Raw genomic sequence first — 25,124 nt, 5'->3', positions numbered from 1 at the left:
CGGCTACGAGTGACTGCCGGTGAGACTCAGACCGGAGAAGGCGGCGTAGCCGCGGATCATCACGTAGTACGTGCCGGCCTGGGCGGTCGAGAACGTGCAGGTCTCGTCGTTCCCGTCCTTGTACGGTCGGCAGTCGTAGCTCGACGTGGTCGGCTCCGAACCGAACTTCACGTACAGGTCCGCGTCACCCGATCCACCCGCCGTTACGAACTTCAGGTTCGTCGCGCCGGCCGGTACCGCGAGCGTGTATTTCAGCACTGCACCTTGCGCGCCGGACAAGCCCGTCACTGGGACACCATTGCTGAGGACGTTGCCACCGCTGGTGACGTCGAGTGCGATCGCCGCGGTCTTGGTCGCCGTACCGGAGGTCCCCGTCACCGTGACCGTGGTCGCGCCGGTGGTGGCGGTAGCCGAGGCCGTAAGGGTCAGCGTGGAGGTGGCTGTGCCGTTGGCGGGCGGGGTCACCGACGACGGGTTGAACGATCCCGTCACACCCGCCGGCAGGCCCGAAACCGTGAGGTTCGTGGCCGCGTTGAACCCGCCGGAACTGGCGACCGTGACCGTGGAGGTGCGGCTCGCACCGCGGGCGACCGAGACCGAGGACGGGCTTGCGCTCACCGTGTACGACGGTGTGCTGCTGCCGGTCTTTGCGTGGCAGTTGCTGGTTACGGTGTCGGTGAAGGTCCGACCCGCGACCGGGACGAAGTCGGCGGTGTAGCCGGTGCTGTTCAGGGTCAGCTTCGCGACGCCGAAGGTGTTGTAGTTGCTCTTCTCAATGGTCGCGGCGGTACTGCCGCCGGATCCGTAGAGCGCCCGTCCACCGGTGCCGACGAGGAGCTGGCGGATGCCGTTGGCGGTGTCCTTCGTGCCGTCCGGTTTGGACTGCGCGAAGCGGATGTAGTTGTGGTCGTGTCCACTCAGCACCAGGTCCGCGTGGTAGTCGTACAGCGCCTGGAAGAACGGCTTCAGGGACGAATCGTCGCTGTAGTTCCCGGCGGCGAAACGCGAGTGGTGCCAGTAGGCCGCCGTACAGGGCTTGGTGCTGGCGGCGAGGTCGTTGCGCAGCCAGACCTCCTGCGCGCTGCCGGCCGACTTGGAGATATTGGAGTTCAGCGCGACGAAGTGCCAGTCGCCGATGTCCCAGGAGTAGTAACCCTTGCCGGACTGACCGGCCGCGGAACCGAAGTAGCTGAAGTACCCGGACGCGCCGCTGGTCCCGTACTCGTGGTTGCCGGGCGTCGGGTGCGTGATGCTCTTATAGGCACCCCACTCGGGGTGGTAGTTGTTGTTGTACTCCGACAGCGTGCCGCTCTCGTAGGCGTTGTCGCCCGCGGTGTAGACGGCGTCAGGGTTGATGCTGTCGAGCAGATCGCGAGTCTGGTTACACGCGGAACCGCAGATGTCACCGGCACCCGCCACTGTGACTGTTGCCAAGGACAACGGTTGCGTTCCGGACTGGTACGCATCGATCGAGTAGCTGCTGGCGGGGTCTTTCAGCTTCGGTGTCACCGTCACGCAACTGCCGGAGAACGCCTTGGTGTGAAAGGCTTTGCCCTGCCAGTTGGTCGCGGTCAACCTGGTGGAATCGCCGGTCGCGCCGGACACCACGAGCGAGTCGGTACCACGAAGATCCAGCTTGGCGACGCGGACCCGCAACCACTTCGCGCCCGCTGGCGCACAGACCTGACCAGCAGAGGTCGTGAGAGCCTTCCCGGTGCTGGCACCCTTCTCGGCGACCTGCTGACGCTCGTTCGCTTCGCCGATGAGCGGGGCCGCGGCCGGCGGATCATCACCTTCGGCTGCGGACGCAACCGCGGTACTGATCGCCGCAGCGACCAAGAGACCACCTGCAGTCACGGCAGCCAGGGTTGCGCGGCTGTACGTCGTACGGAATCGAACCATGGTTGTCACACACCTCGGGGCGGAGGAGGGGGCGGAGTAACGCTCTGGAACAGCAAGGTAGCGGCCTGCCAACCAGGATCAAGACCACGTCGTTGGCCATCAGATGTTCAGTGAATGAACGCTCCCGCTGACTACCCTGATCGAGCGGTGGGTACGGCGAATTCACCCAGCCGAAACGGATTGTTCCGTGTATTGAGGGGACTTGATGATGGAGACGAGCGAAGCGCAGGTGGTCGCGGCGGCCGAGGCGCGAGCGGCGGCGTTGGCGGCCGGGGACGCGGTGGCGCTGGAAGCCTGGTTGCATCCGCAGTTCAGGTGGACCTCGCACGTCGGCGACAGTTTCGATCGGGACGGCTACCTCGCGAGCAACACCGGCGGTTCGTTGAAATGGGCCGCGCAGACGTTGGCCGACATCGAGGTGACGGTCGTGGGTGATGCCGCCGTACTGCGCTGTGTCGTGAGCGACCGGGTGGACGCCGGGCAGGGGCCCGAGGAGTTCCGGATGCCGATGACGCAGACCTGGATTCGGGACGGGGACGAGTGGCGCTGCCTGGCCGGTCACGCCGGTCCTCGGATGACGGTCGCCGGCTGACCGGGTACTGGTCTACTCGGAGCGCCTGATCGTGCAACCTTGCGGCATGGCGTTGGCGCCGCAGGGTGGCTGGGCGGCATTCTCGGTTGTATGCATAGAACTCTCGCGGCCCTTCTTGTCGTGTCGGCCCTAGGTGTGCCGGTGAGCGTCGCGCAGGCTGCTGAGGCGCCGGCGATGACAGTGAAGTTGAGCCGGGCCGATGTCGCGGTCTCGTCGCTCAACACCGTGCCGGTCACCGTCACGGTCGAGGGGTCCTATGCGGACCTTCCGTACCACAAGAACGTCTACGTCCAGTTCAAGCGGATCGCCGGGACCGGTCCGCTCAAGGAGTTCTCGTCGATGCCGCTGGCGTTGGTCGATGGTGACGGAACGCCTGGCGTGTGGAAGGGCACGGTGAACGTGCCGTCCACGGCGAATGGGGCCGTTGAGGCGACCACAGTGGATGGGTACGAGTTCGTCGAGGGCGAACCGGCCAGCAGCCCGGCGCCTGTTGCGGATCCGCCGCGGCTGACGGTGAACGGCGTACACGTCCCGAAGGTCGTGTCGCTGCTGACGCCGAAGGTGGTCCCGTACGGCAAACCCTGGTCGGTGCGCTACACCGTCCTCGACTCGCAAACCGGCAAGCCGTACGGCACCCGGCTCAAACTGTTGTTCGGGTACGAGGAACGGTGTCTCGAGAACAGCCCCAGCGAATCCGTCCTGAGTGACACGAACGGCAACTACGTCCGGGCTTTCCCGCCGGACAAGTACGGCGACTGGACCAGCTGCCTGGAGATCCCTGGCAAGCCGACCAAGATCGCCTACCTCGAGACCCTCGTCAGACGCCCCGCCGCCATCTCCGCCGCCCCGTCGAAGACCAGCGCCCCGGTCGGCAGCATCGTCCCGGTGAACGGGACCGTCTTCGACGGCGCCGGCTGCCAGGTTCAGCTGCAACGCCTGTACGGCGCCACGGCGTGGCGAGTGGTCGGCTCCGGGAAGGTCCGTGACAGCGAGCGATTCACGCTGAACGCACAGCCGTCGTACAAGGGCGTCATCTACTACCGCGCCTACCTCCCCGCATCTCCCTTCTGCCGCCCGGAGAAGGTTCCCGGCCCGAGCAACACCTTCACCATCCGCGGTACCTGACGCCGTTGGGGCTTGACTGAGGCGGATGCTGGGGCGAGCGTTGGACGTGGAGATGCTCGCCGAGGGCGCGGCATCGTGGGGTCACGGCGCCTGCTTGCGCGCCTGGACGTGACCGGGTGATCGCCGTGCGGGTTCCTGCCCCGATCAACCCGGTCGACGGTATGACCGGGACTGCTATCGCAGACCTGAGGGGGTAGTGCGATGGGGGAATTGGCGACGGCTTTCAAGGAGATCATGACGGCGTTCGACCGTCAGGATTTCGCGGCGCTGCGGACGATGCTGGCGCCGGACGGACAAGGGGTCGACGAGATCACGCGGCGGTGGCTGCGCGACGCCGACGAGATCGGCGCGTACTTCGACCAGCTTGCGGGCTCGGTCGACGACGTCAGTACGACGGTGTCGGACCTCGAGGAGCGAACGTGGGGCGAGGTCGGCCTGGTGACCTGCTGGCTGGACCAGTCCTACACGCTCGATGGTGAGCCGCAGAAGGTCTCAGCACCGACCTCGGTCGTGCTGCGGCGCGTCGACGGCGAGTGGCGGGCGGCGCTGATCCACAGCGTCCCGCTGCCGGAGAACTGAAGAGCAGGGGGAACATCATGTCGATCGAGCTTCACCGGGCAGCACACGAGGCAATGAGCAACGAGGGTGCGGAGCAGGCGTCGGCGTACTTCGCGCCGGACATCGTCTACACCGACGAGGCGCGCGGCCTCACGATGAAGGACAAGGCGGAGACCACCGGCTGGCTGACCGAATGGAAGACCGCATTCTCCGACGCCCGCGTGGCGGACGCGACGTATCTGGAGGCCGGCGACTGGACCATCGCGCGCTTCACGGCGCGTGGTACGAACGACGGCCCGCTGGGCGAACTGCCGCCCACTGGCAAGGAACTCGCCACACCGTTCTGCGAGCTGCTGCGGTGGAGCGACGGCAAGTGCGTCGAAGGCGCGATCTACTACGACACCACCACGATGATGGTCCAGCTCGGCCACATGCCGCCGCCGAGCTAGCCCACGGTGATCGCGTCGAGGCGTTCCTTGATGAAGGCGGCTGTGGTGACCGGGTTCAGGTCGGTTGCCTTACCGATCGGAGGTTCCAGCGGGGTGACGACCGCGTCGTGATTGGCCTCGTAGAAGTAGATCAGGGAGACCAGGTCTTCTTCGGGGGCGTGTGGTTGCGGGGGTAGGACGCGGTGACGGCCCGAGGGCCAGCGGTGGCCGGTCCAGTGCTCCAGGAGGTCGCCGATGTTGACTGTCAGCGCACCTGGCTCCCACGGCGCGTCGGCCCAGCCGCCTTCTTCTGAATAGACCTGTAGGCCACCGGCACCGGGCTCTCGGTCCAGGACGGTGACGGTGCCGAAGTCGGTGTGCGCGCCGATGCGGAACTGTCCTGGCTCGGGCTCCCCCACCACGCTCACCGGTGGGTAGTGGTTGATGTTCATCGTCCAGGTGGGGTGATCGGCCAACGTGACGAACGGGTTGTTCGGCAGACCGAGTGCGTGCGCGAACAGCGCCAGCAGATCATCGGACAGCTCGCGCATCGCAGCGGTGTACTCGTTGACCAGCGTCTGCAGAGCAGGAACCTCAGCCGGCCAGACGTTAGGTGCGAACCAGACGCGGTCGACCTCCGGGTCGCCGGTCGTGGTCTCCGCGCCCAGGCTGTAGCTCTCCTTGAGATCCGGCGGGCTCTCGGTGCCTTCGACCAGGGCGTTGGCTTCCGCACCGGGGCCGAGCCAGCCGTGTCCGCCGACCGGCACTTCGTACCGCGCCTTGACGTCGTCTGGCAGCGCGAAGAACTCGCGACTGGCGGCCCGGACCCGCGCAGCCAGGTCGGTATCGACGCCATGCCCGGTCACGAGGATGAACCCGGCTCGTTGCAGACCCGCGTCGACTTCCGCCGCAACCGCGTCGGCTTCGGCACCACCGGCGTACCAGCGGGAGATGTCAATGGTGGCAATCGCGCTCATTCGGAAACCCCGATATCTTCGTTCCACAGTGCCGGATTCGCGGCAATGAACTCGGTCATCATCGTCACACACCGCGGATCGTCGAGCAGTGTCACCGTGACGCCGTACTCGGCCAGCCAGTCCTGACCGCCGTCGAACGTCCGGTTCTCACCGATGACCACGGCACCGATACCGAACTGGCGGATCAGACCGCTGCAGTACCAACACGGCGACAGCGTCGTCACCATCACCGTCGACCGGTAGTCACGCTGACGGCCTGCGTTGCGGAAGGCGTCCGTCTCACCGTGCACCGACGGGTCGTCGTTCTGCACACGACGGTTGTGACCGCTGCCCAGCAGCACGCCGTCCGAGGTGAACAGCGCCGCACCGATCGGAATCCCGCCCTCGGCCAAGCCCTTCTGGGCCTCCGCGATGGCGACGTCGAGCATCTCCTCGGGAGTCATACCAGCACCTCCCGGTTGATCCTCGCGCGGCACAGCAGCAGATAGCCGCCACCCGCGAGCAGGAATCCGACGAAGAAGGTGATGTCCCCGATCCCGGGAATCGCCTTCGAGACAAGACCGGTGAACCTCTCCTGGTTGGAGAACAGCAGCACCGATCCGGCCAGGCCGACGAGGAACGAGACCAGACCACCCCAGTTCGCGTACGACCGGTCGTACAGGAGTCCGGCGATCGCCTGTTCCCTTCTGAGGTATTGATCGGCAAGCACCACGCCGAGCCAGGGCCCGACCCAGTAGGCGATGATCAACAGAAATGTCTCGTAGCTAGCGGCCGCGTCGGGCAACGCCCACCACGCGACGAGGAAGCCGGCAATCCCGAAGAACACCGTGACCAGCGCGCGGGCGATGTGCCCCGGCAGCTTCACCCCGATCGTCACGAAGGCCATCGCGCCGGAGTAGATGTTGATCGAGTTGGCGGCGATCGCCCCGATCGCGATGGCCAGCAGTGTGGCCTTGGCAATCGGCGAGGACAATTCGCCGGTGAATGCTTCGGTGGGGTTCTCCGACAGGGCCGGTCCGATGGTGACCGACGCGGCGCCGACCATCTCCAGCACCACGCACGACAGGAACAGGCCCGCCGCTGCGAACAATCCGGTACGGCGACCCGACACCGTGGATGGCAAATAGCGGGTGTAGTCGGCGGCGTACGGTGTCCAACCCGCGGCGTACCCGAACGCCGTACCGACTGTCAGTAAGAATCCGCCGAGAGAACCGTTACCCACAAGGGGTTCCAGCGCGGGCGCACCGAGGTGCGACTTCGTCAGGATGGCGATCGAGGCGACGGCGAAAATCACCGCCAGCACCGGAAACGCGTACCTCTCGAACGCCTGCACCAGGTTGTGGCCGGCGAACGCGAGCGCCGTCTGGGTTAGCACGATAATGACCAGCCCCAGCAATGGACCGATGCCGAACAACGCGGCCAGCGCATACGCGCCACTGACGCTGTTCGTCGCGAACCAGCCCACGCCGGCCGTGATCGACATCAGTACGGCGGGCAGCGCGTTCCCCTTGAAACCGAAAGCCAGCCGCCCCGACACCATCTGCGGAACCCCGTGCCGCGGGCCACGCGCTGACAGGAAGTAATGGGCGACCGCGCCCAAGCCCGTACCGAGCACGACGCCACCGAGCGCTTGCCAGAAGCTCATCCCGTAAACGGCTACGGACAGTACGCCGACAAAGATCGTCGCGAACTCGAGGTTCGGCGACGTCCAGGTCCAGAACAACTGGCTGGGCCTGCCGTGCCGGTCCTCATCGGCGATGACCTCGTTCCCGCCGGGCTCGACGGCGAACGTGCGATCCCGGTACGTGCCATCCGTCGTCGGCTCAGCCCCAGTCATTCAAGGATTGTGGCCCGCTCCGATCGCGCCCGCAACGGATTCCTAAGACATCTCCCCTAGGGGCAAACCCGTGTGGGTCTTGATGTGATCCGGGATCGCCTCATGCCGATCCCCGGTGGTCGGAATCCCAGCAGGCTCGATCACCACAATCGAGGCACCATCCTCGGAGAACGGCCGATGCTCGACCCCCTTCGGAACGACGAACACCGAACCCGCGGGCAGAATGACCGTCCGCTCCTCGGGATCACGTAGCCCGATGCCGAGTTCGCCTTCGAGAACCAGGAAGAACTCGTCAGTCGTCTCGTGCAGGTGCCAGACATAGGACCCGGCCACCTTCGTCACCCGCACGTCGTAGTCGTTGATCCGAGCCGCGATCCGCGGGCTCCACAGATCATCGAAGGTCTTCAGTACGGCGTGCAGGTCCACTGGCTGGTTCATGATTCCAGCCTGACCGGTACGCCGATCGCGTCGTGAGTGCTAGAAATGGCACATGCCGAAAGAATCCTCGCACCGAGTCGTGGTGATCGTCGACGAAGGCTCCAACCCCTTCGAGCTAGGCGTAGCCACCGAACTCTTCGGCCTACGCCGCCCCGAACTCAACATCCCCTGGTACGACCTCGCCCTCTGCACGCCGACCCCTTCGGTGGAAATGCACCTCGGCTTCTTCACCCTGAGCGGCGTAGGCGACCTGTCAGAGGCCGACACCGCCGACACCGTCATCGTCCCGAACCGCCCGGACCCCGAGGCACCGGTCGATCCCGCCGTACTAGACGCCGTACGGCGGGCTGCCGCGCGCGGGGCGCGCCTGGTCAGCTTCTGCACCGGCGCCTTCACCCTCGCCGCAGCCGGCGTACTAGACGGCCGCCAAGCCACCACCCACTGGCGCTGGGCTCAGTTGTTCGAGCAGATGTTCCCGTCCGTCGATCTCCAACCCGACGTCCTTTTCGTTGCCGACGACAACATCTACACCGCAGCCGGCAGCGCCGCCGCCCTAGACCTAGGCCTCCACCTCATCCGCACCGACCACGGCGCCGAAATCGCCAACGCAGTAAGCCGCCGCCTAGTCTTCACCGCCCACCGAGACGGCGGCCAACGCCAATTCATCGACCAGCCCGTCCCCACCATCCCCGACACCTCACTCGCACCCCTACTCGCCTGGGCCCGCTCCCAACTAGCCCACCCACTAACCGTCACCGACCTAGCCGACCGAGCAGCCGTAAGCCCAGCCACCCTCCACCGCCGCTTCCAGTCCGAACTAGGCACCACCCCACTAGCCTGGCTAACCACCGAACGAGTAGCCCTAGCCTGCCGCCTCCTAGAACGCGGCACCCCCGGCCTCGACCGCATAGCCCGCCAATCCGGCCTAGGCACAGCCACCAACCTGCGCCTCCAACTAAAACGCGCCACCGGCTTAACCCCCACCACCTACCGCCGCCGCTTCAGCCTCGCCGCCCACGGGATGAAGTAAGAAGAGACCTTCCCCCGCGTGCTACGCAGTCACTCCTTCGTCGCGCCCGCTACGCGCGCACCCACCCACCCTTAGTTCTCCTCCGGGCTACCGCCCGGGCCCTGCGGGCTACCGCCCGCGACCAACCACCGGGGTCGGCGTCCATTCGCAAGGTACCCGCCGCCGCCCCATGTCCTCCAACCCGTGTCAGGTACAGGCAGCGGGGTCGACGACCTCGTCGATCGCACCAGCGGTCGTCTCGCGTTGGTGCGCGAACCGCTCGGCAAGTTCGCGGCGACCACCGTCACGCTGCAACTCGAAGGCAGCAAGGTCGCGCATGCGGATACGTCGATCGCGACCGACACGATGCGATGCGATCTCGCCGGCGTCGAGCAGCTTGTGCAGGTGGATACGACTCAGACCGAGCTTCTCAGCCGCCTCGTTCGGCGTGAGCCCACTTGGACCATTCACAGAATGTTGAGACCGGCCAGTGGGCCCTCTGAGGTGTCACCGCAGCTCTCAGCCCAGTCCCTGGCGACGAAGATCGCGCGGCTCAACAGGTGATCGCCAGCACGCTGAGTCGAGAGGACCAGACCCAGCTCATCGAAAGCCGGGTCCCCACATTGATTGATCCGGAACTCCACGCCGAGGCCTTCGTGGTTGTCGAGAAACCAACCGGCCACCTCGGATGGGGGACGACCGATCAACTCGACCTCGTCGAGAAACCTGACGCGAGGACCAATCAGAGCATCAACCGCAACGGCTTTGAGCCGCCCAGTCTCGGCATCGTAAAGCGTCTTCACACCGATCCTCGAGAACCGCGCGTTTTTCACGTAGCTGTTGTATTGCCCGTAGCTACTCGGCTGCTCGTCGAGAGCCTTCTCGACGTCGCCCTGATCCATCCCTCCGCCCAGGAGCAGAGGCCCAACCCGCAGCAAGGGAACAAGATCCCAGACTTGGCGATCGTCGTCCGGCTTGGGTCGTGGCCACCACGATCCGTAGGACATCATCATCATCTCCTTCGCGCACTACTTCGCCAGGCTCTAAGCGCTGGGCTGTCGGGCTGAGGGGTCCATCTGTATCTCCTCGCACTGGAACGATGCGGGCCGCGCGGGCACCTGGCATCGCCGGTTCCCGTTACCGTGCGTGGGCGGCACTGCGGAAACCGGCGGTGCGGTCACGACTGGGCGGAGCTCTACTGCCAGTCGATGATCAGTTGGTTCAACGGCGTAACGAATGAGAAGCGGCCGGGGGCTGGCTCGGGTGGCGCCGCATCGAGCGCCTTGAGTTCGAAACGGGCCTCACGTCCGCGGTACTCGCGGTCCCAAGTCTGCATCGATTCCCTCACGCGCTCGGCCAAGTCATCACTGCCGAGGCCATGCCCGACGACTCCGAACTCCCACAGCTTCGAGCCTTCAGGAGTACGCCGGTCCGACAGCCGCCGGGCCAGGTAGGTGAGAGCATTCTTGTCGACCACTGCGCTGGAACTGGGGTAAGGGTCGTCCAAGAGAAGCGTGCTGACGGCGTCAGCACTGAAAGGCATTCGGCTGAGGCCGCCTGGCATTGTGCATGTCAGCCATAGCTCCATCCAATCCGGCGACTCCATGGACTGGAAGCAAACGTCGGTCCAGAGCACAATGCGGGGCTGATCGACGACATCAGCCAGGGAAGCTGTGTCGATGGCCTGTTCGCTGTAGGTCTGCAGGCGCACGGCGCCGTTGGCCGTGAGCGGGATGATGCGGCGGTTGTCGTCGGCGATGCCTTTGCGCAATGGCATGAAGGTGTTCATTTCGCTGCTGACTGAGACCCAGCGGCCGTCGTGGTGCTCGTAGCTTATAGAGCGGGACACGCTGCCGCGGAGCCTCTGCGGCACCAGCAGCCGGCCATCAGGCGCGAGCTGATCGAGCCAAGCATGCGGTACGCCGTGGGCTCCGACTGTCGCGATGATTCGATCGTAGGGGGCGGCGTCGGGATACCCGAGCGCACCGTCGCCATGTACGACGGTGACGTTACCGATCCCGGCTGAAGTCAGGTGAGATCGCGCATTGATGACGAGGTCGTCGTCGACGTCGATCGTGGTGACGCACCCTGAGATTCCGACCAGGTGGCCCAGAAGTCCGGCGTTATAGCCAGTGCCCGCGCCCACCTCAAGAACGTTGTGACCGGGCTCCACCTTGAGCTGCTCGAGCATCAGCCCGACGACCCCCGGCTGCGACGCGCAGCTGATAGACGTTCCGTCCTCAGCGCGCTTGATATCGACCGTCGAGTTGGCGTAGGCCTGTTCGAGCGAAGCGCCGGGCACGAACAGATGGCGAGGCACGGTCTCCATCGCTTCTTTGATGGAAGGCGTGCGTACGCGACCCTCGTTCACCACTTCCTCGACAAGTGCATGGCGCAGACGGTCAGCGGTGAAGATCTGTCCGGCCGGGTCGCTGCTCACCTGATCGAGGCTGGTAATCCCGGTCTTGGCTCCGGGCAACGACACAACGCGGTCGTTTGCTCCCATAACTGTGCTCCCTAGTGCTGACATGGTGCTGTGGTCTTCGAATGACAGCCTCGCGCGGTTGGCGATGGCCGATGGCGGGCCGAGGTCGCTCATGAGTAGTCCATTGCGGGTCAGCTCACCCAGGCGCTGTCCGGCGTGGCGGAACGCGGCCAGGCATGGCACCCGGCGAGTGGAGTCGCGAGGACGCGGCCCAACCCGGCAAGATCATCACCATGCGACTCCTCGTCCTCGGTGGCAGTTGGTTCCTCGGCCGAACGCTCGTCTCCGACGCACTAGCCCGCGGATGGGAAGTGACCGCCTTCTCCCGAGGCAAGAGCGGTCAACCGCCGGCCGGATCCACTCACGTCATCGGTGACCGCCGAAACGACGCGGACCTCCACCGCTTGGCCGAGCTCGGCACGTGGGACGCCCTGATCGACACCAGCGCCTACGAACCCGTCGACGTCGCCCAAGTAACACATGCACTGGCTGATCGAGTCGAGCAGTACGTGCTGGTCTCAACTGTCAGCGCATACTCAGATTGGCCAACCAGCCCAGTCGATGAGTCCTCACCGCTCTGGCCGTCCTCTCCCACCTACACCGACCACTCTCCCGAACTCGGGCACCTAACCGTCGGCGGTCAATACGGCACCCTGAAGGCAGGCTGCGAGGCCGCCGCGACGGAAGGTTCGAGGCACTGCCTCATCGTGCGACCCGGCGTCATCCTAGGACCTGGCGAGTACGTCGGCCGCGGACTCAAATTGCTGGAGCGGGCGGCCCGCGGCGGACGCTGGCTGCTCCCCGCCCCGCCGGAACAGCCCATCCAACCAATCGACGTCCGCGACGTCTCGGCGTTCCTCCTGGACTCGATCGAGGCAAGGCGGGACGGTGTCTTCAACTTGGTTGCTCCCATCGGTCACGCCACTTACGGCGACCTCATCGACATCTGCTTGGAGTTGACCGGGCGCCGTACCCAACCGGTATGGGCCGACCCCCAGTGGCTTGGCGAGCGGCGCGTTAATCAGTGGACGGAGATGCCGCTCTGGCGAACTCCGGCCGGTACCTGGCACGTAGACGGCTGCCGCGCAGAGGAGGCCGGCCTTAGATGCCGGCCGCTCCAAGAAACACTGCGCGACTTCAAGTCCGCCCTCGACCGCGATGGCCTCATCGACCACCCCCGCCAAGCCGACCACGGCATGTCACCCGACCACGAAGCCGAGCTCTTAGAAACTTGGGAAGCCGCTCAGTCGAGCACTCGGTAATCAGGCGAGGAGTCGAACTCCCGCGGACCGTAGGTTCCCAACTGTTCGGCGTACAGGTCCCGGACTGACGTTGGACATCAGGGTGGTCGTCGCTACGTGGAACCAAGTGGATCAAGGAGCTCGGCTTCATATCAGCGTTACGCTGATCTCGCCTAGCGAAGATCACTCGGCCACTGCTGCCAGTCAACCGACGATGGACGCTCGCCCCCGCCACTCAGAAACTCCTTGACCGCGGCTCGTACTACGTCGATCGGTAGCTCCGAGTCGGCTGGGAAAGGGCTTTCATCGCCTACGTGTGCATAGATCAAACGATCTGGGCCACTTTGGGCGCCTACCGCGTACCAGACGCCAGACTCATCAGAGTGGCTACCTGCATAGCGCAAGCCGCCCACTTGCCGCCTAGAGTCAACGGCGATTTCGAACTCGTGGTCAGGCAGACCAAGCTCTGATGTCGGCCGTCCTCGAACCGCGAGGACGGCAACCGAGCGCTGCGGGCCGGCGTCGAGAAGAGCATCGATCAGTTCGTCGACACCGTCCGCGGACGTGACGATCGTGGGTTCCTCGTTCTGGAAGTACGCCTCTGCGCTGTAGCTCATGCCTTCCCTCTTCCGCGGTATGTCTTGCCGAACCCATCCTGGTCGTACACCGTCAGGCTCGCCCCCTTGGGGAGGAGATACGGCAGCAGGATGTTGCAGCCCCACGGCCGCCGGCACGGCACATTGTTGATCACGATCGTCTCGTCGGTCAGCCCCACTCACGCATCATCATCGCGAACTTGACCTCAACGTGGGCAGCGATACGAAGGCTATGCGGCGGAGGTCCAACCTTCTCTCTGGCGATATATTCATCAGCAACCGCCGAGTATCGGTCATACCCGCTGACAAGTTCCTCCTCGTCCCCGGCAGCGCCGATCCACCGACCTCGTGTCTTATCCGGCGTCGACTTGCTCTCGTCTCGCACCGGAAGACGCCGAAGGATCTCCTGTACGTCGTCCGCGGTGGGACGATGCGACGCACGATCTCCTGACTGGTCAGGTGAGACCGTCACAGGGCTGACCTCGTCGCCCGTCGGTCCGATCCTCCGCTCACCAGCGACCATCTGCTCGACCCATGCGCGGGACTTCGGCGGTGCCAAAGCAAGGAAGTGCGCCGCCTCCTCACACCGATTGGCCGCCCCGTCGAGCTGAACAGCCGCAGCTTGAGCCAGCAGATTGCTACCGAGCGCGGCAACCCAGCCGGCTGCTTCTCGGTACCTTCTCGCTTGGTCCTGCAGGTACGGCACGTTTCGAGGGATTTCGTCGAGGGCGGCCAGCAACGACTGGGCAACCCGTTGCAGCTCGGAGGCCATAGGCGTATCGCGATGTCTTAGATCTGGTCGGCGTAGCTGCGACAACCAGCCTCAGCAATGTGGAGCGCCTGAACAGCCTGCTCTACGGACTTCCCCGCCGCTTCCAACACCGTCGAGATGTCGCGGTCGGCGCCCGTAGCCGAGCCGGCTATCAGGGTCTGAACCTGTTGGCTTGCTTGTTCGAATCGCTGCTTGAACCCTGCCAGGCTGCTGGTCCCCTGACGGGCCTGGTCAGCCAGGCCATGGAGCTGAAGCTTCAACTGCTCGATCTGGGACATATCTGCCTCACTTGCTCTCGGCTGTCATGTGCGAATGGCAACAAGTGGTGAGGCACGACCGGCGCGGGCTCAGGGATCTCCAGCACGCCGGCCGTACCCGATCAGGGGTGTCGACTACCGGCCTCATCGATCGCAGGGTGCCGGAAGCTCGACTGGGCAAACACATCGGACGGCTCCGGGTCCAACCAGAGAACGTCAGCCGCATCGAGATGGCCGTGTACTTCCAGAAGGTCATCGACGCTCGGCCACAGCGACAGACCGGAGTACTCGCCGAGCCATTTGAGAGCGACCCAAGCGCAGCCACGATGATCGAACGGGAACTCAACGCCTAAGGCAACGACCCCGGTTCCGACGCCACCAGATGGGTCGCGCTTGCAGACCAGCTCGAATCTGCGGATCACCGGTCCACCGCCGCCGTCACTGGCGCCCCTTGCCGAGGTCGTACCAGAGATCGCACAGCATTCCGATAGCCAGCGCAACGGCGGCGACTGCCAGCATCCACATGGGCGCATTCACGTCCTCGGCCTCCTGACTGCTGGGGGGCAAGGAATTGCCTGGAAGAATCGATCACGCTACAGAGAGTGCATGAATGATCGCTTTGGTGACGATGCGTGCATGCATGAGCATGTGGATCGCGTTATGCACGCTTGCATAGCGTGAGCGGATGGAGCCGGGGAGAATGTCTTTCGTGCGACGATGCGAACGCTGCGAGGCGCCACTGAGCCGGCATAACCCCGGCTCAGTCTGCGGCGCATGTGATGTCGCACGGCGCACGCTTCCAGCGAGTGCCGGATTCAAAGTGCCGGCCGATGTGCTGGTTCGCGAAGACGTGGTAGCGGCCTTGAACGATTGGGACTGGTCTACCGCCCTACGGGCGATCAGCGCCGCTACAGGCGTCACTCAAATGAAGATGAGTACGGCCACCGGTCTGACTCAATCGACGATCTCCCGTTTGATGAACGGCAAGATCCCAACACCGACCATCCAGACCATCCGATCGCTCTGCGATGGTCTGGGTATCCCCCGTGATCTAGCCGGCCTAGCAGCCAAACCTTCTCCGGCGCGGGCAATGGGCAAGGAGGACGCCACGGATAGACGGCAGTTTCTCGGCGGCTTCGGCGCCTCCGCTGCGGCCAGTGTTTGGGGCGTACTCGGCAACCAGCCAGACAGACCGCGACCAGCGGATGCCGAACGAGAACTCGAGGCGCTTCGAGAGTCGGTGCCACGCCTCCAACAGTTGAGCGATCAGTACGGCGGTACCGACGCCCTCCGTCACCTAGCCGCCAGACTGGCAGGACGAGCCGATCATCTCGTGCAGTCGCAACTCGCGTCGTACGAGATCACCCAGCGAGCCCAGTCGCTAGCCGCGCAATTCTCGATGATGGCCGGATGGCTCCACCTCGATGGCGGGGATCAGGGTGCGGCTCGCCTTCACTGGCAGCACGCCCACTACCAGGCGCAACTGGCAAACGACCTCGAGACAGAAGTCTTCGCGCTGACCAGTCTTTCGAATCAGGCGACGTTCAGCCTGCAGCGTGCACCTGAGGGCCTCCTGCTCGCTCAACGGGCGCTGTCGGTAGCCAGCGGATGGGCGTCGCCCAGGCTCAAGTCGCTCCTTCTACTTCGTGAAGCGGCAGCATGGGCGGCGCGTCACGAGACATCGCAGTTCGATCGAATGCAGCGCAAGGCGGCGAGTCTGCTGCCCGACAGACCGTCAGACGATGATCCGAGCTGGCTCGACTTCTACGATCGGGCGGAATTCGACGGCCTTCGGGCCCTCTCTTACGGCCTACTCGGCGACTCGAGTCGATCCGAGTCTCTTTACCGAGCCATGATCGACCGCATCCCGCCGCACCTCCAGCGAAACCAACTGCTCTACACAACTCTGTTAGCCAGATCCTCGGTCAGCAAGGGCGACATCGTTGGGGCGACCGAAATCCTCACGCCTCACCTCGACTCGGTTGCAGCCAGCGGTTCACGACGAACCCGACACCACGTTCAGGCAGTAGCTCGGGCAGCACGCGCCTCACGATCCTCGCGCGGCATCTCCTTTGCCGACCATGCACGCCAAGCCGGACTCGACTCGGAGACAGCATGAAACTGACCCTGACCCGCTATACAGGCGCCGAGACGCTCGCCCTGATTCCCGATCTGAAGCCGCTCTATGCAGACGCCTACTCCGAGCCACCGTACGAGATGTCAGATGAGGACATCGAACAGTTCGAGATCCGCATCACGAAGCATGCCAACCTGCCAGGCTTCACACTGATCGCCGGCAACGTCGACGGCGACCTCATAGGCTTCACCTACGGATTCACGTTCCCGCCGGAGCGATGGTGGACCGGTGTCGCGACCGATCCACGCCCCGACGAAATCTCCGCCGATCCTATCTTCGCGGTAATCGAGCTCGGCATCCGGAAGGCGTCCCGTGGCAACGGCTACTCTCGCCAACTTGTCGACGCGCTCCTAACCGACCGCCCAGAAGAGTTCGCCAGCCTGATCTCCCGCCCGGGCGCGCAGGCACACGCGATGTACCAACGCTGGGGCTGGAAGAAGGTCGGCAACACCCAGACCTATGCCCACTGGCCAGTCGAGGACATCAGCATCCTCCCCCTGCACGCCAACTCCATCTGACTCTTCTAAGAAGGGACCAACTATGTCTAGTCGTCCGTTTGGCATGTCACACCTCGTCCGCTCCACCGGCGAGCAAGGACCATCAGATGATCAGCAGTACGACGCGGAACTCCAGCTCAACACATCTGCAGACGGCGTCCCCTCGATAGCACAGCCCGGTGCTCTGGCCGCCGAGCGATGCCACCCCGGCGACGGCAATGACGACGCCAACGCCATGCTCGCCTGACCGGAGTTGCCAATGAGCGACGAGCCGACCGTCCTGGTGCTAACCAACCCGAAGGACCTCACCGCCGACCTCGTCGTTCAAAAGCTCCACGAATCCGGAACCCCCGTCTTTCGTTGCGACGTAGCTGACTTCCCAACCGAACTCACCCTGGAAGCCCGCAACGAAGACGGGTGGGACGGCGTCCTCACATACGCGGGCCGCTCAGTCGCCCTCTCTGCTATCCGAAGCATCTACTGCCGCCGGCCGACAACCTTCCGATTGCCAGCTGACATGACACCCGACGAACTCGAGTTCGCAGCAACAGAAGCACAAGCAGGCTTCACCGGCGTCCTAATGTCGTTGCCCTGCCTCTGGATCAACCACCCGGTCGCAGAACGCGCCGCCTCCTACAAGCCCTACCAACTCATGCTCGCCCGCTCATCCGGACTCGCCACCCCTCGCTCAATCATCACCAACGATCCAACCGCTGCCCGACACTTCATCGCCGGACAGGCCGGACCAGTGATCTATAAGGGTCTTGGGCGCGACTTCGCCCAAGACCCAGCCCAGATGCCCACACCGATGGTCCGGCCCGTCACGGCTGAGGAGGTCGACGAATCCGTGCACCTAACGGCGCACCTCTTTCAGCAACTCGTCCCCAAGATCCATGACGTCCGTCTAACCGTGGTCGGAACGCAGATGTTCGCCACCCAGATCCACGCACACAGCCCAGAGGAAACGATCGACTGGCGCACCGACTACGACGCATTGTATTTCCGACCAGCTGCAATCCCCGAGGAGATACGCACCGGGGTCGGCCGACTGGTGAATCAGCTGCACCTGACCTTCGGCGTGCTCGACTTCGTCGTCGAACCAGACGGCACCTGGAACTTCCTGGAGATCAACGCCAACGGCCAATGGGCGTGGCTCCCAGAGGACGTAGACAAGATCGCTGCTGCGATCTCAATTGAACTCACCGCGCCACCTGGGCCGCGGCCTTAAGCCACCCGGGCATGGGCCGAATTCGGCCTCTCGAGCTGATGCTAGAGGAGCACATACCCGGCGATCATCGCTATGTCGAAGGATCAAACCCCTGGCGAGGCCGCGGTCAGAATCCGAGCGGATCGCCGTGTTCGCCATCGTCACCAACCTGCCGATGCCGGAATGGCGAATCGGCGTCGCTCACATTGACTAAATGACTAATGGTGGGCCAGTGTCAGGTCGTAATGGTACTCCCGGCATAGTGTGGCTGTGGACGTTTCACCCTATGCCCCTCGGATCCTTCTAGTAGTGGGCAGCAACCCGCCGACGACGTCCGGTGTCAGAACAAGAGCTCGGGCGGAACAAGCACGGCAGGCACTCGGGTACGACGAGGTTCGCCTTGCGAACATCTTCAGCATTCCCACCTACCGTACCGGCAATATCTCCGCCAGCGGCCTCAAGGCAGACGGCTGGCTCGATGCCCGGCGTCCTCTCCTAGAGTCGCTTGAAGATGCAGCCGCTGTGCTCCTGGCATATGGCGTTAGCGACCCGAGCGGGCCAGCTGGGCTACATCACCGAGAGCAAGTTAGGTGGCTGGAGGCACAGATCAGGAACCGACGCGTGCCCATCTTCTTGGTGGGCGGCGAGCCCCGTCATCCCTCCCGGTGGCACCGGTACACGTTCCGTGCCTGCCCTGGAGAGAGCTTCGCCGTAGCGCTCAAGACATGTCTAGAAAGATACGACCCACAGACTATACAGTTGACAACGTAACGCCAGGCGGGGCTTGGAAATCGTCCGGCCGGCAGGATCAAAGAAAGCAGTATCAACCAGCGTCCAGCAGCCGGAGGATCCGGCCCGCTCCTCGTAGCGATCGAGCTCAGCCCCGGCAAGCCTACGGCTGAGTCGACGCTCATTGCGGAGGTCGGCGTCAAAACTGTCCACGGCACCTCGTATCGTGCGGACACATGACGATCATGGGCGGGCGGTCACTCAGCGTGGCTGCAGCGCGCCGACGCCCGATATTCCCTGTGGACCACCGGACGTCCGGAGGCATCAGCCCACGCGATCACCTCGCGGATATCCCAGATCGCAGCTGCTCTCAGCTGCAACACAGGCTCCGGAAACTGGTTCGCTCGAACTTTCCACGCGTTCACCGTGTTCGGCGCGACTCCCAGCACGTAGCCAACCTCTGCCGGGCCGGCAAGGAACGCGATGTCCATGTTGGAACCGTACTCAACGGCGCCCGTGGTCTCTGGTTGCGTTGCGGAGTGTCGCGCTTCCCTGTCCGTCGGAGTTCTCTTACACTCGCAGTGTGTACAGCCTGTGGGCATGATCGAGATCAAGGATAGTGACAAAGACATGAGTACGAGCGAGACCTCGACCATCTATGCCAACGGGAAGAATAACGGTCAAGCCTGGACCTTACACAAAGGCAACAGCCACGATGTCCTGCCAACATTGGAGCCCAATTCTATCGATTGCGTCGTTACATCGCCCCCATACTTCTGGCAGCGAGACTACGACGTCGAAGGCCAATTCGGCATGGAACCGGATATTGATGGTTTTGTAAGCAATTTGGTAGATACCTTTGAAGGCATGCGGAAGGCCCTCAAGTCCTCTGGCACTGTTTTTCTGAACCTCGGCGATACCTATTACAACGCCAAGGGCAGACCACATGGCGTCGACGACAAACATCCGAGACGCCGCATGTCCGTTCTGCGAGCCGTTGACGGGCCAGGTCTTGGGCTTCCGAGAAAGTCGCTCATCGGCATCCCCTGGCGCGTCGCGATTGCAATGCAAGACGCTGGTTGGACATTGCGCAGCGACATCGTTTGGGTTCGCAAAACCAGCATCCCGGAACCGACCGCCAAGGATCGCCCATGGCGCAAATTTGAACATATCTTCTTGTTCACGAAGTCGCCGCGCTACTACTTCAATCGTGACGGACTAGAGGGCGAGGAGGACGTATGGCAGATCGAGCCCGAGCGGAACTCCATCGCGCGTGGCACCCACTACGCTCCCTACCCCCGGTCCCTAGTGCGCCGCTGCATCGAGACAGGTTGCCCAGAGGGCGGAACGGTGCTAGATCCGTTCGTCGGAGGCGGCACCACAATGTCCGTCGCGTTGTCGATGGGACGGGATGCCGTGGGGGTCGAGCTCAGCGAACAGTTCTGTGGACACATCGCCGGAGTACTGAAGGAGCAAACTCTGGGGGCAGACGTCTCCGAAGGTCTCGGCTAGCATCGATGGGTGCCATATCCGAGCCTTGACCTACTCCGTGCCGCGGCCACCGAACTGGCAGGCCGGCATCCTTTGTCAATCATCAGTATTCCAGCTTTGCTTGGTACAGCGAAGGATTCCGAGACACAACCCACTGAACTGCAGCTATTTGGATCCGCACAAGAACGACGCGTTCTCAAATCATTCCAGGTGAAGGACGACAAGAAGCCGTACCTCGCGATATGGCAGGACCCACCTAGCTTGGTCAACCATGACTACCCCGGCTCAACTCTCCAAAGGCTTCGGACGCAGGACATTCTCGGCCGATCGATCTTGACCGACGACTTTGGACAAGACGGCAACAAGAAGCGGACAAAGTTCTCGATCCAGGATGGCGCGGGCCACAGGTTGCGCGAGGCCCAGCCACTGGTGAGCAAGGCAGCCTTGGCGACATGGCTTGGCCGCCATGAACGGTTCGAAGACCTAGACAGCCTCACCACATGGTTTGACAATGAGTTCCCGACTGCAGGGACCGATCTAAACACTTTCTATACGGATGAGATTCCTGCCGGATTATCAGCAGTAGAAAACCCCTGGTCCCCTGAACCTGTTTCGGACGAAACGATCCTCGATGTCTACAATATCGCTAATAATACAGTCGTGACTCCGCGAACTCCATCCGGCGATAACCTTGGCGCCCTGCCCGACGCGGGACCTGGTATCGGGGTCGATCTCACATGGACTCGAGAAGTTTGCGAATACACGCTCCTTGAGAGCGACTCCAAGACGATCACGGAAATAGTGCTTGCCGATCTGGCCGCGCGACATGTCGTCTTGCCTGAAGCCGAACAACTCGTTAGGAGATGCGTCACCGCACTGCTCGTCGGACATCTTGTTCTGCAAGGTCCGCCAGGAACCGGCAAGACCACGCTCGCTCGGGCGTTGACTCGTGCATTCAATGCAAAGCTCTTTGAATGCACGGCTACAAGTGATTGGTCCCCATTTCATGTGGTCGGTGGACTCCGCCCTAACGCGGATGGAGGCCTGTCCGCAGTGCACGGAAAGGTGACTGAAGCCCTATTGGCGTGTGCCGAGATCGTTCGCACCTCTGCAAATCAAGCGTCAAATGGGATCGAGCAATTTGGAGTCCCCGTAGTCGGACCGAACGGCCTCTCAAACTCACCACAAGCAGCATGGTTATTCATCGATGAATTCAACCGTGCTGACATCGACAAAGCGATCGGCTCACTGTATACCGTCCTCTCATCATGTGACCCCACAGATTTAAGGGATGCGCCAATAGACCTCTGGTTCGAGTCGTCTGCCTCAGCGCGCCAGTTGTGGGCACCTGCCCGTTTCCGAATCGTCGCAGCCATGAACGATCTCGATACATCCTTTGTGAACCGAATTTCACAGGGCCTCACCCGCCGTTTTCAGTTTGTGACGGTCGGGGTACCGCAAACGGGCGGAAGCAACGATGTACCTGTCACACTCGAAGTACTTAACGCCTTCGCTGGCGCTCATAGCTGGCTGGACAGGACCTACGGGTCATCGCTAACGATGGAAGAGCTCAGCGGCGCGACCCAAACACATCAACCTGTACTACTTCAGCTTCAGGCCCTGGTCGACAGTCTGCGTCGACCTCAATCAGGCACTGGCTGGCCAGTCGGGACAGCCCAAGTGGTCGACATACTCCGAATCGTCTTGCTGTATACGTCGACCAACTCCGACACGACACCACTCGATGCTCTCGATCTGGCAGTGGCGGACCGGCTGGTACCGCAGATGAGCAGCATCGACGATCTCCAGTACGGCCAGTATCGACAGGTCCTGAACGCCGCCAAGCTAGTTCGGTCAGCTGTAGCGCTGGACCATCTCATCGACCCCCATTCGCGTGCGTAGTCATGACGGGGCCTGACTCATCTGCAGCTGAGTGGTTTGAGATCGAGACCGACAGCGAGGCCGCGGACGAGTCCGCGGCCCTCGGCGGTGCATTGAGCACCGAGGGGCGTGTTGCTGCAATTGGTTCGACTCTGCCATTGCTTGGCCTCTACTTCAGTTCAGGCAGCCAACCACTGGAGGTGCGGGCGGCAATCGGCAAGGCTGATACGCTGGATCCTGCCCAGAGTCAACTCCTAGCCGGGATACGACTGCGGGTCGCCCTGGCCGCAGCCGACAGGCTGCAGGCGATTTTGGACAGATTGCTCAGTAGGCCAACATTTCGGTACACGCTGACGAGCGGCGAGAGCATAGGTGCCCTGACTGGCGCGCTTGATATCAACCGCTACAGCACCCACGGAGTCTCACTTGGTGAGGTTCCTACGTATCCAACACTTGAAGTGCGACGAGGCGAGCAGACGCCCGAGAACATGCTCGCTGCATACTCGACTATGTGGGTGCTGCGCGAATTAACGGCGGCCATGGCTGACAGTGTCGCCCTTGCAGACAGCCCCGAGCGCGCCGCGTACCGAGTGCAGGCCCGCGCCTTGAATGAAGCACTGCGCCTTCCCGCTCTTGCGAGTTGCCTTCCCGGCGCATCCGAGATTAATCGGCGGGCCGGCGAGCGACAGCTGATCGACGAAGTTCGCCGCCGCCTACGTCGGCGAGAGGTTGCCAACGCCTCGCCCTATATTGACCTTCTAACGTGGATAGTGCGTTGTCTTGACGGGCACCCTGCCGCTCAGCCGGGCGAACTCGATTGGTCCTTCTATGGTGACCGGTTCGACACCAAGTTGTTCGAACTCTGGTGTTTGCGCACACTGGCGATTGAAGTATCTCGTCAGCTAGCAGTCGATGTGCCCGCGTTGAATCTACGCTGGCGCCGAGGCGGGGTGGCCTTCGTATGGGACCGTCCAGCAGGAACGCTCGAGATGTACTACCAGCGATCCGTACCCCTCATAGCGGCGGAGCACGCGCCCCGGTGGGTGCAGGCAGATGCTAAGGCGCGACCGCTGGGAGGTGTGCCCGATATCGTAGTAAAGGCAACACGGCGGACCGACGGCCAAGTTCGATTAGCAATCCTCGATCCAAAACTTCGCCAGCGCAGCGGGAGCCCAACCGAAGAACTGTACAAAGTTATTGGATATCTAGACAATTACGGACTAACATCGTCCCCGTATGGAGCAATTCTTTACCACACAACCAGCCATCACAGCTTGCCTAGTCATGTCTATCGACGGCAAGACGCAGACGGCATGCTTTACGCCGTCGCTCTCAATCCGGCGGCTCAGGAGCCTAGCCGGAGAGCGATGATTCCAATTGCCACTATGCTGCTTGGACTTCTGGAAATTCCCCGTCTGGACAAGGGACTTCCATCGTCCGAGGCGACTGATCCGGAATTGGCTGTGGAGGCGCGGGCACGTGCACGGATCACTGAGCTCCACGCTCTCAGCACAACGCTCCCAGTAACAATACTCGACGCCTCCCGGCGACGAGTTCAGGCCCTGCTCGGCGACGGCCGCTGGCAACGTATCCCATCCGGGGTTCAAACCATGCTCGCAACATCCGAACATGTCGGGTTCTCATTGGACTCCGGCGCAGACTTCTCCGGTCCCGTAATCGGCATCGCCGCCAGCGTCGAATCTGCAATGCACGACCTTCTCATCACGCCTGCGGTAGCCCATGATCCTCAACTAGGTAACGGATGCAAGACGCTCGGACAAGCGATCTACTCGGTGCGGAAGTCCTTAGGAAATGGGCACGAACCGCTGCATGATGCACTCCGCAGATTCATGAACAATAGACGGATAGACCTGGCGGTCGTTCGACTATTGCTGAGCGACCTAGAAACCATGAATCGCAGCTACCGCATACCAGCAGCACACCGCGACCTGGTAGCAGATAACAATTGGCGCGCGGCTTGGACGCTGATAGTCGGCCAAGGGCAACTGCTCGCTCGGATAATAGATGCGCTGGATCCGGTGGCGATAGGTTGGCCTATGCCACCGGACTGAGGTTAATGCGCAGGCTCATGAGACTGAAGTTGAGCGTCACATGGTCTTGACCTGTAGGCGTTCCACGCCGCATCGCTGTACGCATGCCCGATATACCTCGTCGCCATTTCTTCAACGATCGACTGGTCCGGGGATGCGATAGCTGTCCCTTGCATCGCATCGAAGAGAGCCCGCATATCGACCGATGCGACAGTATCAGGGCTAGTGACGAGTCCCCGGTAGGCATCGACATAGTGATGAGCGCGAGCATCGTCGGGGTGATGGATTACTATAAGCGTAGGTGGCAGCGTCCGACTGTGAGTTGGCCCCAGTATTGAGGCAGCTAAAGCATGTACTCGCGCCAACTGATTCACCTGCCTGCTTGCGAGAATTACATCCGGTTTCGCCCAAAGCTGCGTAGTATCGGCCAGGTTCCGATAAGACGAATTTCGTCTCAGGTCAACGAAGCGGCTATTGAATCGATCCGCATATTTCACTTCTACAACGATCGCCTCAGTACCTCGATCGGTCTCGATGTGCATGAGTACGTCAACGCGAGTCATATCGCCGAGGTATTCACTTCTGCGACGTGGGGCGAATTCAATATCAGTCGCCAGAACCCGACGAAGGTCGTCGCGCCCGAGTAGCTTATTGAGCAAGTTTCGGCACCACGCTGGAGAATCGGCGAGCGGACCGAAGAGATTCAACGTCAGCGCTTGGCTCGAAGTCATATATTTAGTGCATCGCACCGGATCGACTCCCCAACCAACTTTTCGACGACGCAGATATAGATCGTGAGCCGCTCGTGAGGTGAAGTTCAGACCGAGAGCGGCGTCGCTATCTGTCAAGACACTGCCGAGCAGTCGCCCTCCCGAGCCAGCAGCACGTCCGAAGTACGGAAGTTGCATCACTTC

The 25,124-nt window shown here is 62.8% G+C and carries 27 protein-coding genes; 13 read left to right on the top strand and 14 right to left on the bottom strand.

Going from position 1 to position 25,124, the window contains the following annotated elements:
- Nucleotides 1–3: 3 nt before the first annotated feature.
- Nucleotides 4–1,902, bottom strand: a complete 1,899-nt coding sequence (locus ACFTSF_RS06620; protein WP_380152839.1) for a pre-peptidase C-terminal domain-containing protein — start codon at nucleotides 1,900–1,902, stop codon at nucleotides 4–6.
- A gap of 208 nt (nucleotides 1,903–2,110) precedes the next feature.
- On the opposite strand from ACFTSF_RS06620, the gene ACFTSF_RS06615 reads away from it, so the two are divergent.
- The 4 genes from ACFTSF_RS06615 to ACFTSF_RS06600 all read left to right on the top strand — a co-directional run bounded on the left by ACFTSF_RS06615 (nucleotide 2,111) and on the right by ACFTSF_RS06600 (nucleotide 4,626).
- A complete protein-coding gene (locus tag ACFTSF_RS06615) occupies nucleotides 2,111–2,494 on the top strand; it encodes a nuclear transport factor 2 family protein (RefSeq protein ID WP_380152838.1) in 384 nt (127 codons plus the stop codon).
- A gap of 90 nt (nucleotides 2,495–2,584) precedes the next feature.
- A complete protein-coding gene (locus tag ACFTSF_RS06610) occupies nucleotides 2,585–3,619 on the top strand; it encodes a hypothetical protein (protein WP_380152837.1) in 1,035 nt (344 codons plus the stop codon).
- Between the two features lie 201 nt (nucleotides 3,620–3,820).
- Entirely contained in the window at nucleotides 3,821–4,198 is a 378-nt protein-coding gene (locus tag ACFTSF_RS06605; RefSeq protein ID WP_380152836.1) for a nuclear transport factor 2 family protein, read from the top strand.
- Between the two features lie 17 nt (nucleotides 4,199–4,215).
- Nucleotides 4,216–4,626, top strand: a complete 411-nt coding sequence (locus ACFTSF_RS06600; RefSeq protein WP_380152835.1) for an ester cyclase — start codon at nucleotides 4,216–4,218, stop codon at nucleotides 4,624–4,626.
- Here ACFTSF_RS06600 and ACFTSF_RS06595 read toward each other — a convergent pair.
- From ACFTSF_RS06595 to ACFTSF_RS06580, 4 genes are read right to left on the bottom strand one after another with little or no spacing between them, the layout of a single operon-like run.
- Nucleotides 4,623–5,582, bottom strand: coding sequence for an isopenicillin N synthase family dioxygenase (locus ACFTSF_RS06595; protein ID WP_380152834.1), 960 nt, complete (start codon nucleotides 5,580–5,582; stop codon nucleotides 4,623–4,625). The genes ACFTSF_RS06600 and ACFTSF_RS06595 overlap by 4 nt on opposite strands.
- Entirely contained in the window at nucleotides 5,579–6,025 is a 447-nt protein-coding gene (locus ACFTSF_RS06590; RefSeq protein WP_344156116.1) for a nucleoside deaminase, read from the bottom strand. The genes ACFTSF_RS06595 and ACFTSF_RS06590 overlap by 4 nt, the downstream gene beginning before the upstream one ends.
- The gene (locus ACFTSF_RS06585) at nucleotides 6,022–7,419 is read right to left on the bottom strand and encodes a purine-cytosine permease family protein (RefSeq protein ID WP_380152833.1); all 1,398 of its coding nucleotides are present in this window, start codon (nucleotides 7,417–7,419) and stop codon (nucleotides 6,022–6,024) included. The genes ACFTSF_RS06590 and ACFTSF_RS06585 overlap by 4 nt, the downstream gene beginning before the upstream one ends.
- Before the next feature lie 42 nt (nucleotides 7,420–7,461).
- Entirely contained in the window at nucleotides 7,462–7,857 is a 396-nt protein-coding gene (locus ACFTSF_RS06580; RefSeq protein WP_380152832.1) for a cupin domain-containing protein, read from the bottom strand.
- A gap of 52 nt (nucleotides 7,858–7,909) precedes the next feature.
- On the opposite strand from ACFTSF_RS06580, the gene ACFTSF_RS06575 reads away from it, so the two are divergent.
- Nucleotides 7,910–8,887 (top strand): GlxA family transcriptional regulator, encoded by a 978-nt coding sequence (locus ACFTSF_RS06575; RefSeq protein WP_380152831.1) that lies wholly within the window; start codon nucleotides 7,910–7,912, stop codon nucleotides 8,885–8,887.
- Between the two features lie 186 nt (nucleotides 8,888–9,073).
- Here the strand turns inward: ACFTSF_RS06575 and ACFTSF_RS06570 are convergent, their stop codons facing one another.
- The 3 genes from ACFTSF_RS06570 to fxlM all read right to left on the bottom strand — a co-directional run bounded on the left by ACFTSF_RS06570 (nucleotide 9,074) and on the right by fxlM (nucleotide 11,465).
- Nucleotides 9,074–9,337, bottom strand: a complete 264-nt coding sequence (locus tag ACFTSF_RS06570) for a helix-turn-helix domain-containing protein (RefSeq protein ID WP_380152830.1) — start codon at nucleotides 9,335–9,337, stop codon at nucleotides 9,074–9,076.
- Nucleotides 9,334–9,876 (bottom strand): hypothetical protein, encoded by a 543-nt coding sequence (locus ACFTSF_RS06565; protein ID WP_380152829.1) that lies wholly within the window; start codon nucleotides 9,874–9,876, stop codon nucleotides 9,334–9,336. Before ACFTSF_RS06565 ends, ACFTSF_RS06570 begins: the two co-directional genes overlap by 4 nt.
- Nucleotides 9,877–10,061: 185 nt before the next feature.
- Nucleotides 10,062–11,465, bottom strand: a complete 1,404-nt coding sequence (gene fxlM, locus ACFTSF_RS06560) for a methyltransferase, FxLD system (protein WP_380152828.1) — start codon at nucleotides 11,463–11,465, stop codon at nucleotides 10,062–10,064.
- A gap of 62 nt (nucleotides 11,466–11,527) precedes the next feature.
- Here fxlM and ACFTSF_RS06555 point away from each other — a divergent pair, with 62 nt between their 5' ends.
- The gene (locus ACFTSF_RS06555) at nucleotides 11,528–12,613 is read left to right on the top strand and encodes an NAD-dependent epimerase/dehydratase family protein (protein WP_380152827.1); all 1,086 of its coding nucleotides are present in this window, start codon (nucleotides 11,528–11,530) and stop codon (nucleotides 12,611–12,613) included.
- Nucleotides 12,614–12,765: 152 nt separating this feature from the next.
- Here the strand turns inward: ACFTSF_RS06555 and ACFTSF_RS06550 are convergent, their stop codons facing one another.
- From ACFTSF_RS06550 to ACFTSF_RS06535, 4 genes are read right to left on the bottom strand one after another with little or no spacing between them, the layout of a single operon-like run.
- Entirely contained in the window at nucleotides 12,766–13,209 is a 444-nt protein-coding gene (locus ACFTSF_RS06550) for an Imm1 family immunity protein (protein WP_380152826.1), read from the bottom strand.
- Nucleotides 13,206–13,367 carry a DddA-like double-stranded DNA deaminase toxin gene (locus tag ACFTSF_RS06545; protein WP_380152825.1) on the bottom strand — a complete coding sequence of 54 codons (162 nt, stop codon included), beginning with the start codon at nucleotides 13,365–13,367 and terminating at the stop codon, nucleotides 13,206–13,208. The genes ACFTSF_RS06550 and ACFTSF_RS06545 overlap by 4 nt, the downstream gene beginning before the upstream one ends.
- Nucleotides 13,358–13,960: a DddA-like double-stranded DNA deaminase toxin gene (locus tag ACFTSF_RS06540; protein WP_380152824.1), complete on the bottom strand. Its 603-nt coding sequence runs from the start codon at nucleotides 13,958–13,960 to the stop codon at nucleotides 13,358–13,360. The genes ACFTSF_RS06545 and ACFTSF_RS06540 overlap by 10 nt, the downstream gene beginning before the upstream one ends.
- A gap of 17 nt (nucleotides 13,961–13,977) precedes the next feature.
- Entirely contained in the window at nucleotides 13,978–14,238 is a 261-nt protein-coding gene (locus ACFTSF_RS06535; protein WP_380152823.1) for a hypothetical protein, read from the bottom strand.
- 799 nt (nucleotides 14,239–15,037) lie between these two features.
- Between ACFTSF_RS06535 and ACFTSF_RS06530 the strand changes: the two genes are divergently transcribed.
- From ACFTSF_RS06530 to tgmB, 4 genes are read left to right on the top strand one after another with little or no spacing between them, the layout of a single operon-like run.
- Nucleotides 15,038–16,336 carry a helix-turn-helix domain-containing protein gene (locus tag ACFTSF_RS06530; protein WP_380152822.1) on the top strand — a complete coding sequence of 433 codons (1,299 nt, stop codon included), beginning with the start codon at nucleotides 15,038–15,040 and terminating at the stop codon, nucleotides 16,334–16,336.
- Nucleotides 16,333–16,872 (top strand): GNAT family N-acetyltransferase, encoded by a 540-nt coding sequence (locus ACFTSF_RS06525; protein ID WP_380152821.1) that lies wholly within the window; start codon nucleotides 16,333–16,335, stop codon nucleotides 16,870–16,872. The genes ACFTSF_RS06530 and ACFTSF_RS06525 overlap by 4 nt, the downstream gene beginning before the upstream one ends.
- 22 nt (nucleotides 16,873–16,894) lie before the next feature.
- A complete protein-coding gene (tgmA, locus tag ACFTSF_RS06520) occupies nucleotides 16,895–17,098 on the top strand; it encodes a putative ATP-grasp-modified RiPP (RefSeq protein WP_380152820.1) in 204 nt (67 codons plus the stop codon).
- Between the two features lie 12 nt (nucleotides 17,099–17,110).
- Nucleotides 17,111–18,079, top strand: coding sequence for an ATP-grasp ribosomal peptide maturase (tgmB, locus tag ACFTSF_RS06515; protein WP_380152819.1), 969 nt, complete (start codon nucleotides 17,111–17,113; stop codon nucleotides 18,077–18,079).
- 965 nt (nucleotides 18,080–19,044) lie between these two features.
- On the opposite strand, the gene ACFTSF_RS06510 is transcribed toward tgmB, so the two are convergent.
- Nucleotides 19,045–19,278: a hypothetical protein gene (locus tag ACFTSF_RS06510; protein ID WP_380152818.1), complete on the bottom strand. Its 234-nt coding sequence runs from the start codon at nucleotides 19,276–19,278 to the stop codon at nucleotides 19,045–19,047.
- A 109-nt stretch (nucleotides 19,279–19,387) separates the two neighbouring features.
- Here ACFTSF_RS06510 and ACFTSF_RS06505 point away from each other — a divergent pair, with 109 nt between their 5' ends.
- From ACFTSF_RS06505 to ACFTSF_RS06495, 3 genes are read left to right on the top strand one after another with little or no spacing between them, the layout of a single operon-like run.
- Nucleotides 19,388–20,299 (top strand): DNA-methyltransferase, encoded by a 912-nt coding sequence (locus ACFTSF_RS06505; RefSeq protein WP_380152817.1) that lies wholly within the window; start codon nucleotides 19,388–19,390, stop codon nucleotides 20,297–20,299.
- Nucleotides 20,300–20,308: 9 nt separating this feature from the next.
- A complete protein-coding gene (locus ACFTSF_RS06500; protein WP_380152816.1) occupies nucleotides 20,309–22,180 on the top strand; it encodes an AAA family ATPase in 1,872 nt (623 codons plus the stop codon).
- A 2-nt stretch (nucleotides 22,181–22,182) separates the two neighbouring features.
- Nucleotides 22,183–24,231 carry a hypothetical protein gene (locus tag ACFTSF_RS06495; protein ID WP_380152815.1) on the top strand — a complete coding sequence of 683 codons (2,049 nt, stop codon included), beginning with the start codon at nucleotides 22,183–22,185 and terminating at the stop codon, nucleotides 24,229–24,231.
- 2 nt (nucleotides 24,232–24,233) lie between these two features.
- Here ACFTSF_RS06495 and ACFTSF_RS06490 read toward each other — a convergent pair whose 3' ends face one another.
- On the bottom strand, nucleotides 24,234–25,118 hold the full coding sequence (locus tag ACFTSF_RS06490; RefSeq protein ID WP_380153086.1) for a PGN_0703 family putative restriction endonuclease: 885 nt from the start codon (nucleotides 25,116–25,118) through the stop codon (nucleotides 24,234–24,236).
- Nucleotides 25,119–25,124 lie beyond the last annotated feature (6 nt).

The sequence above is a fragment of the Kribbella sp. NPDC056951 genome, assembly GCF_042674205.1.
GTDB lineage: Bacteria > Actinomycetota > Actinomycetes > Propionibacteriales > Kribbellaceae > Kribbella > Kribbella yunnanensis.
Note: the sequence above shows the minus strand (reverse complement) of the source record. Positions and strands in the feature narration are given on the sequence as shown.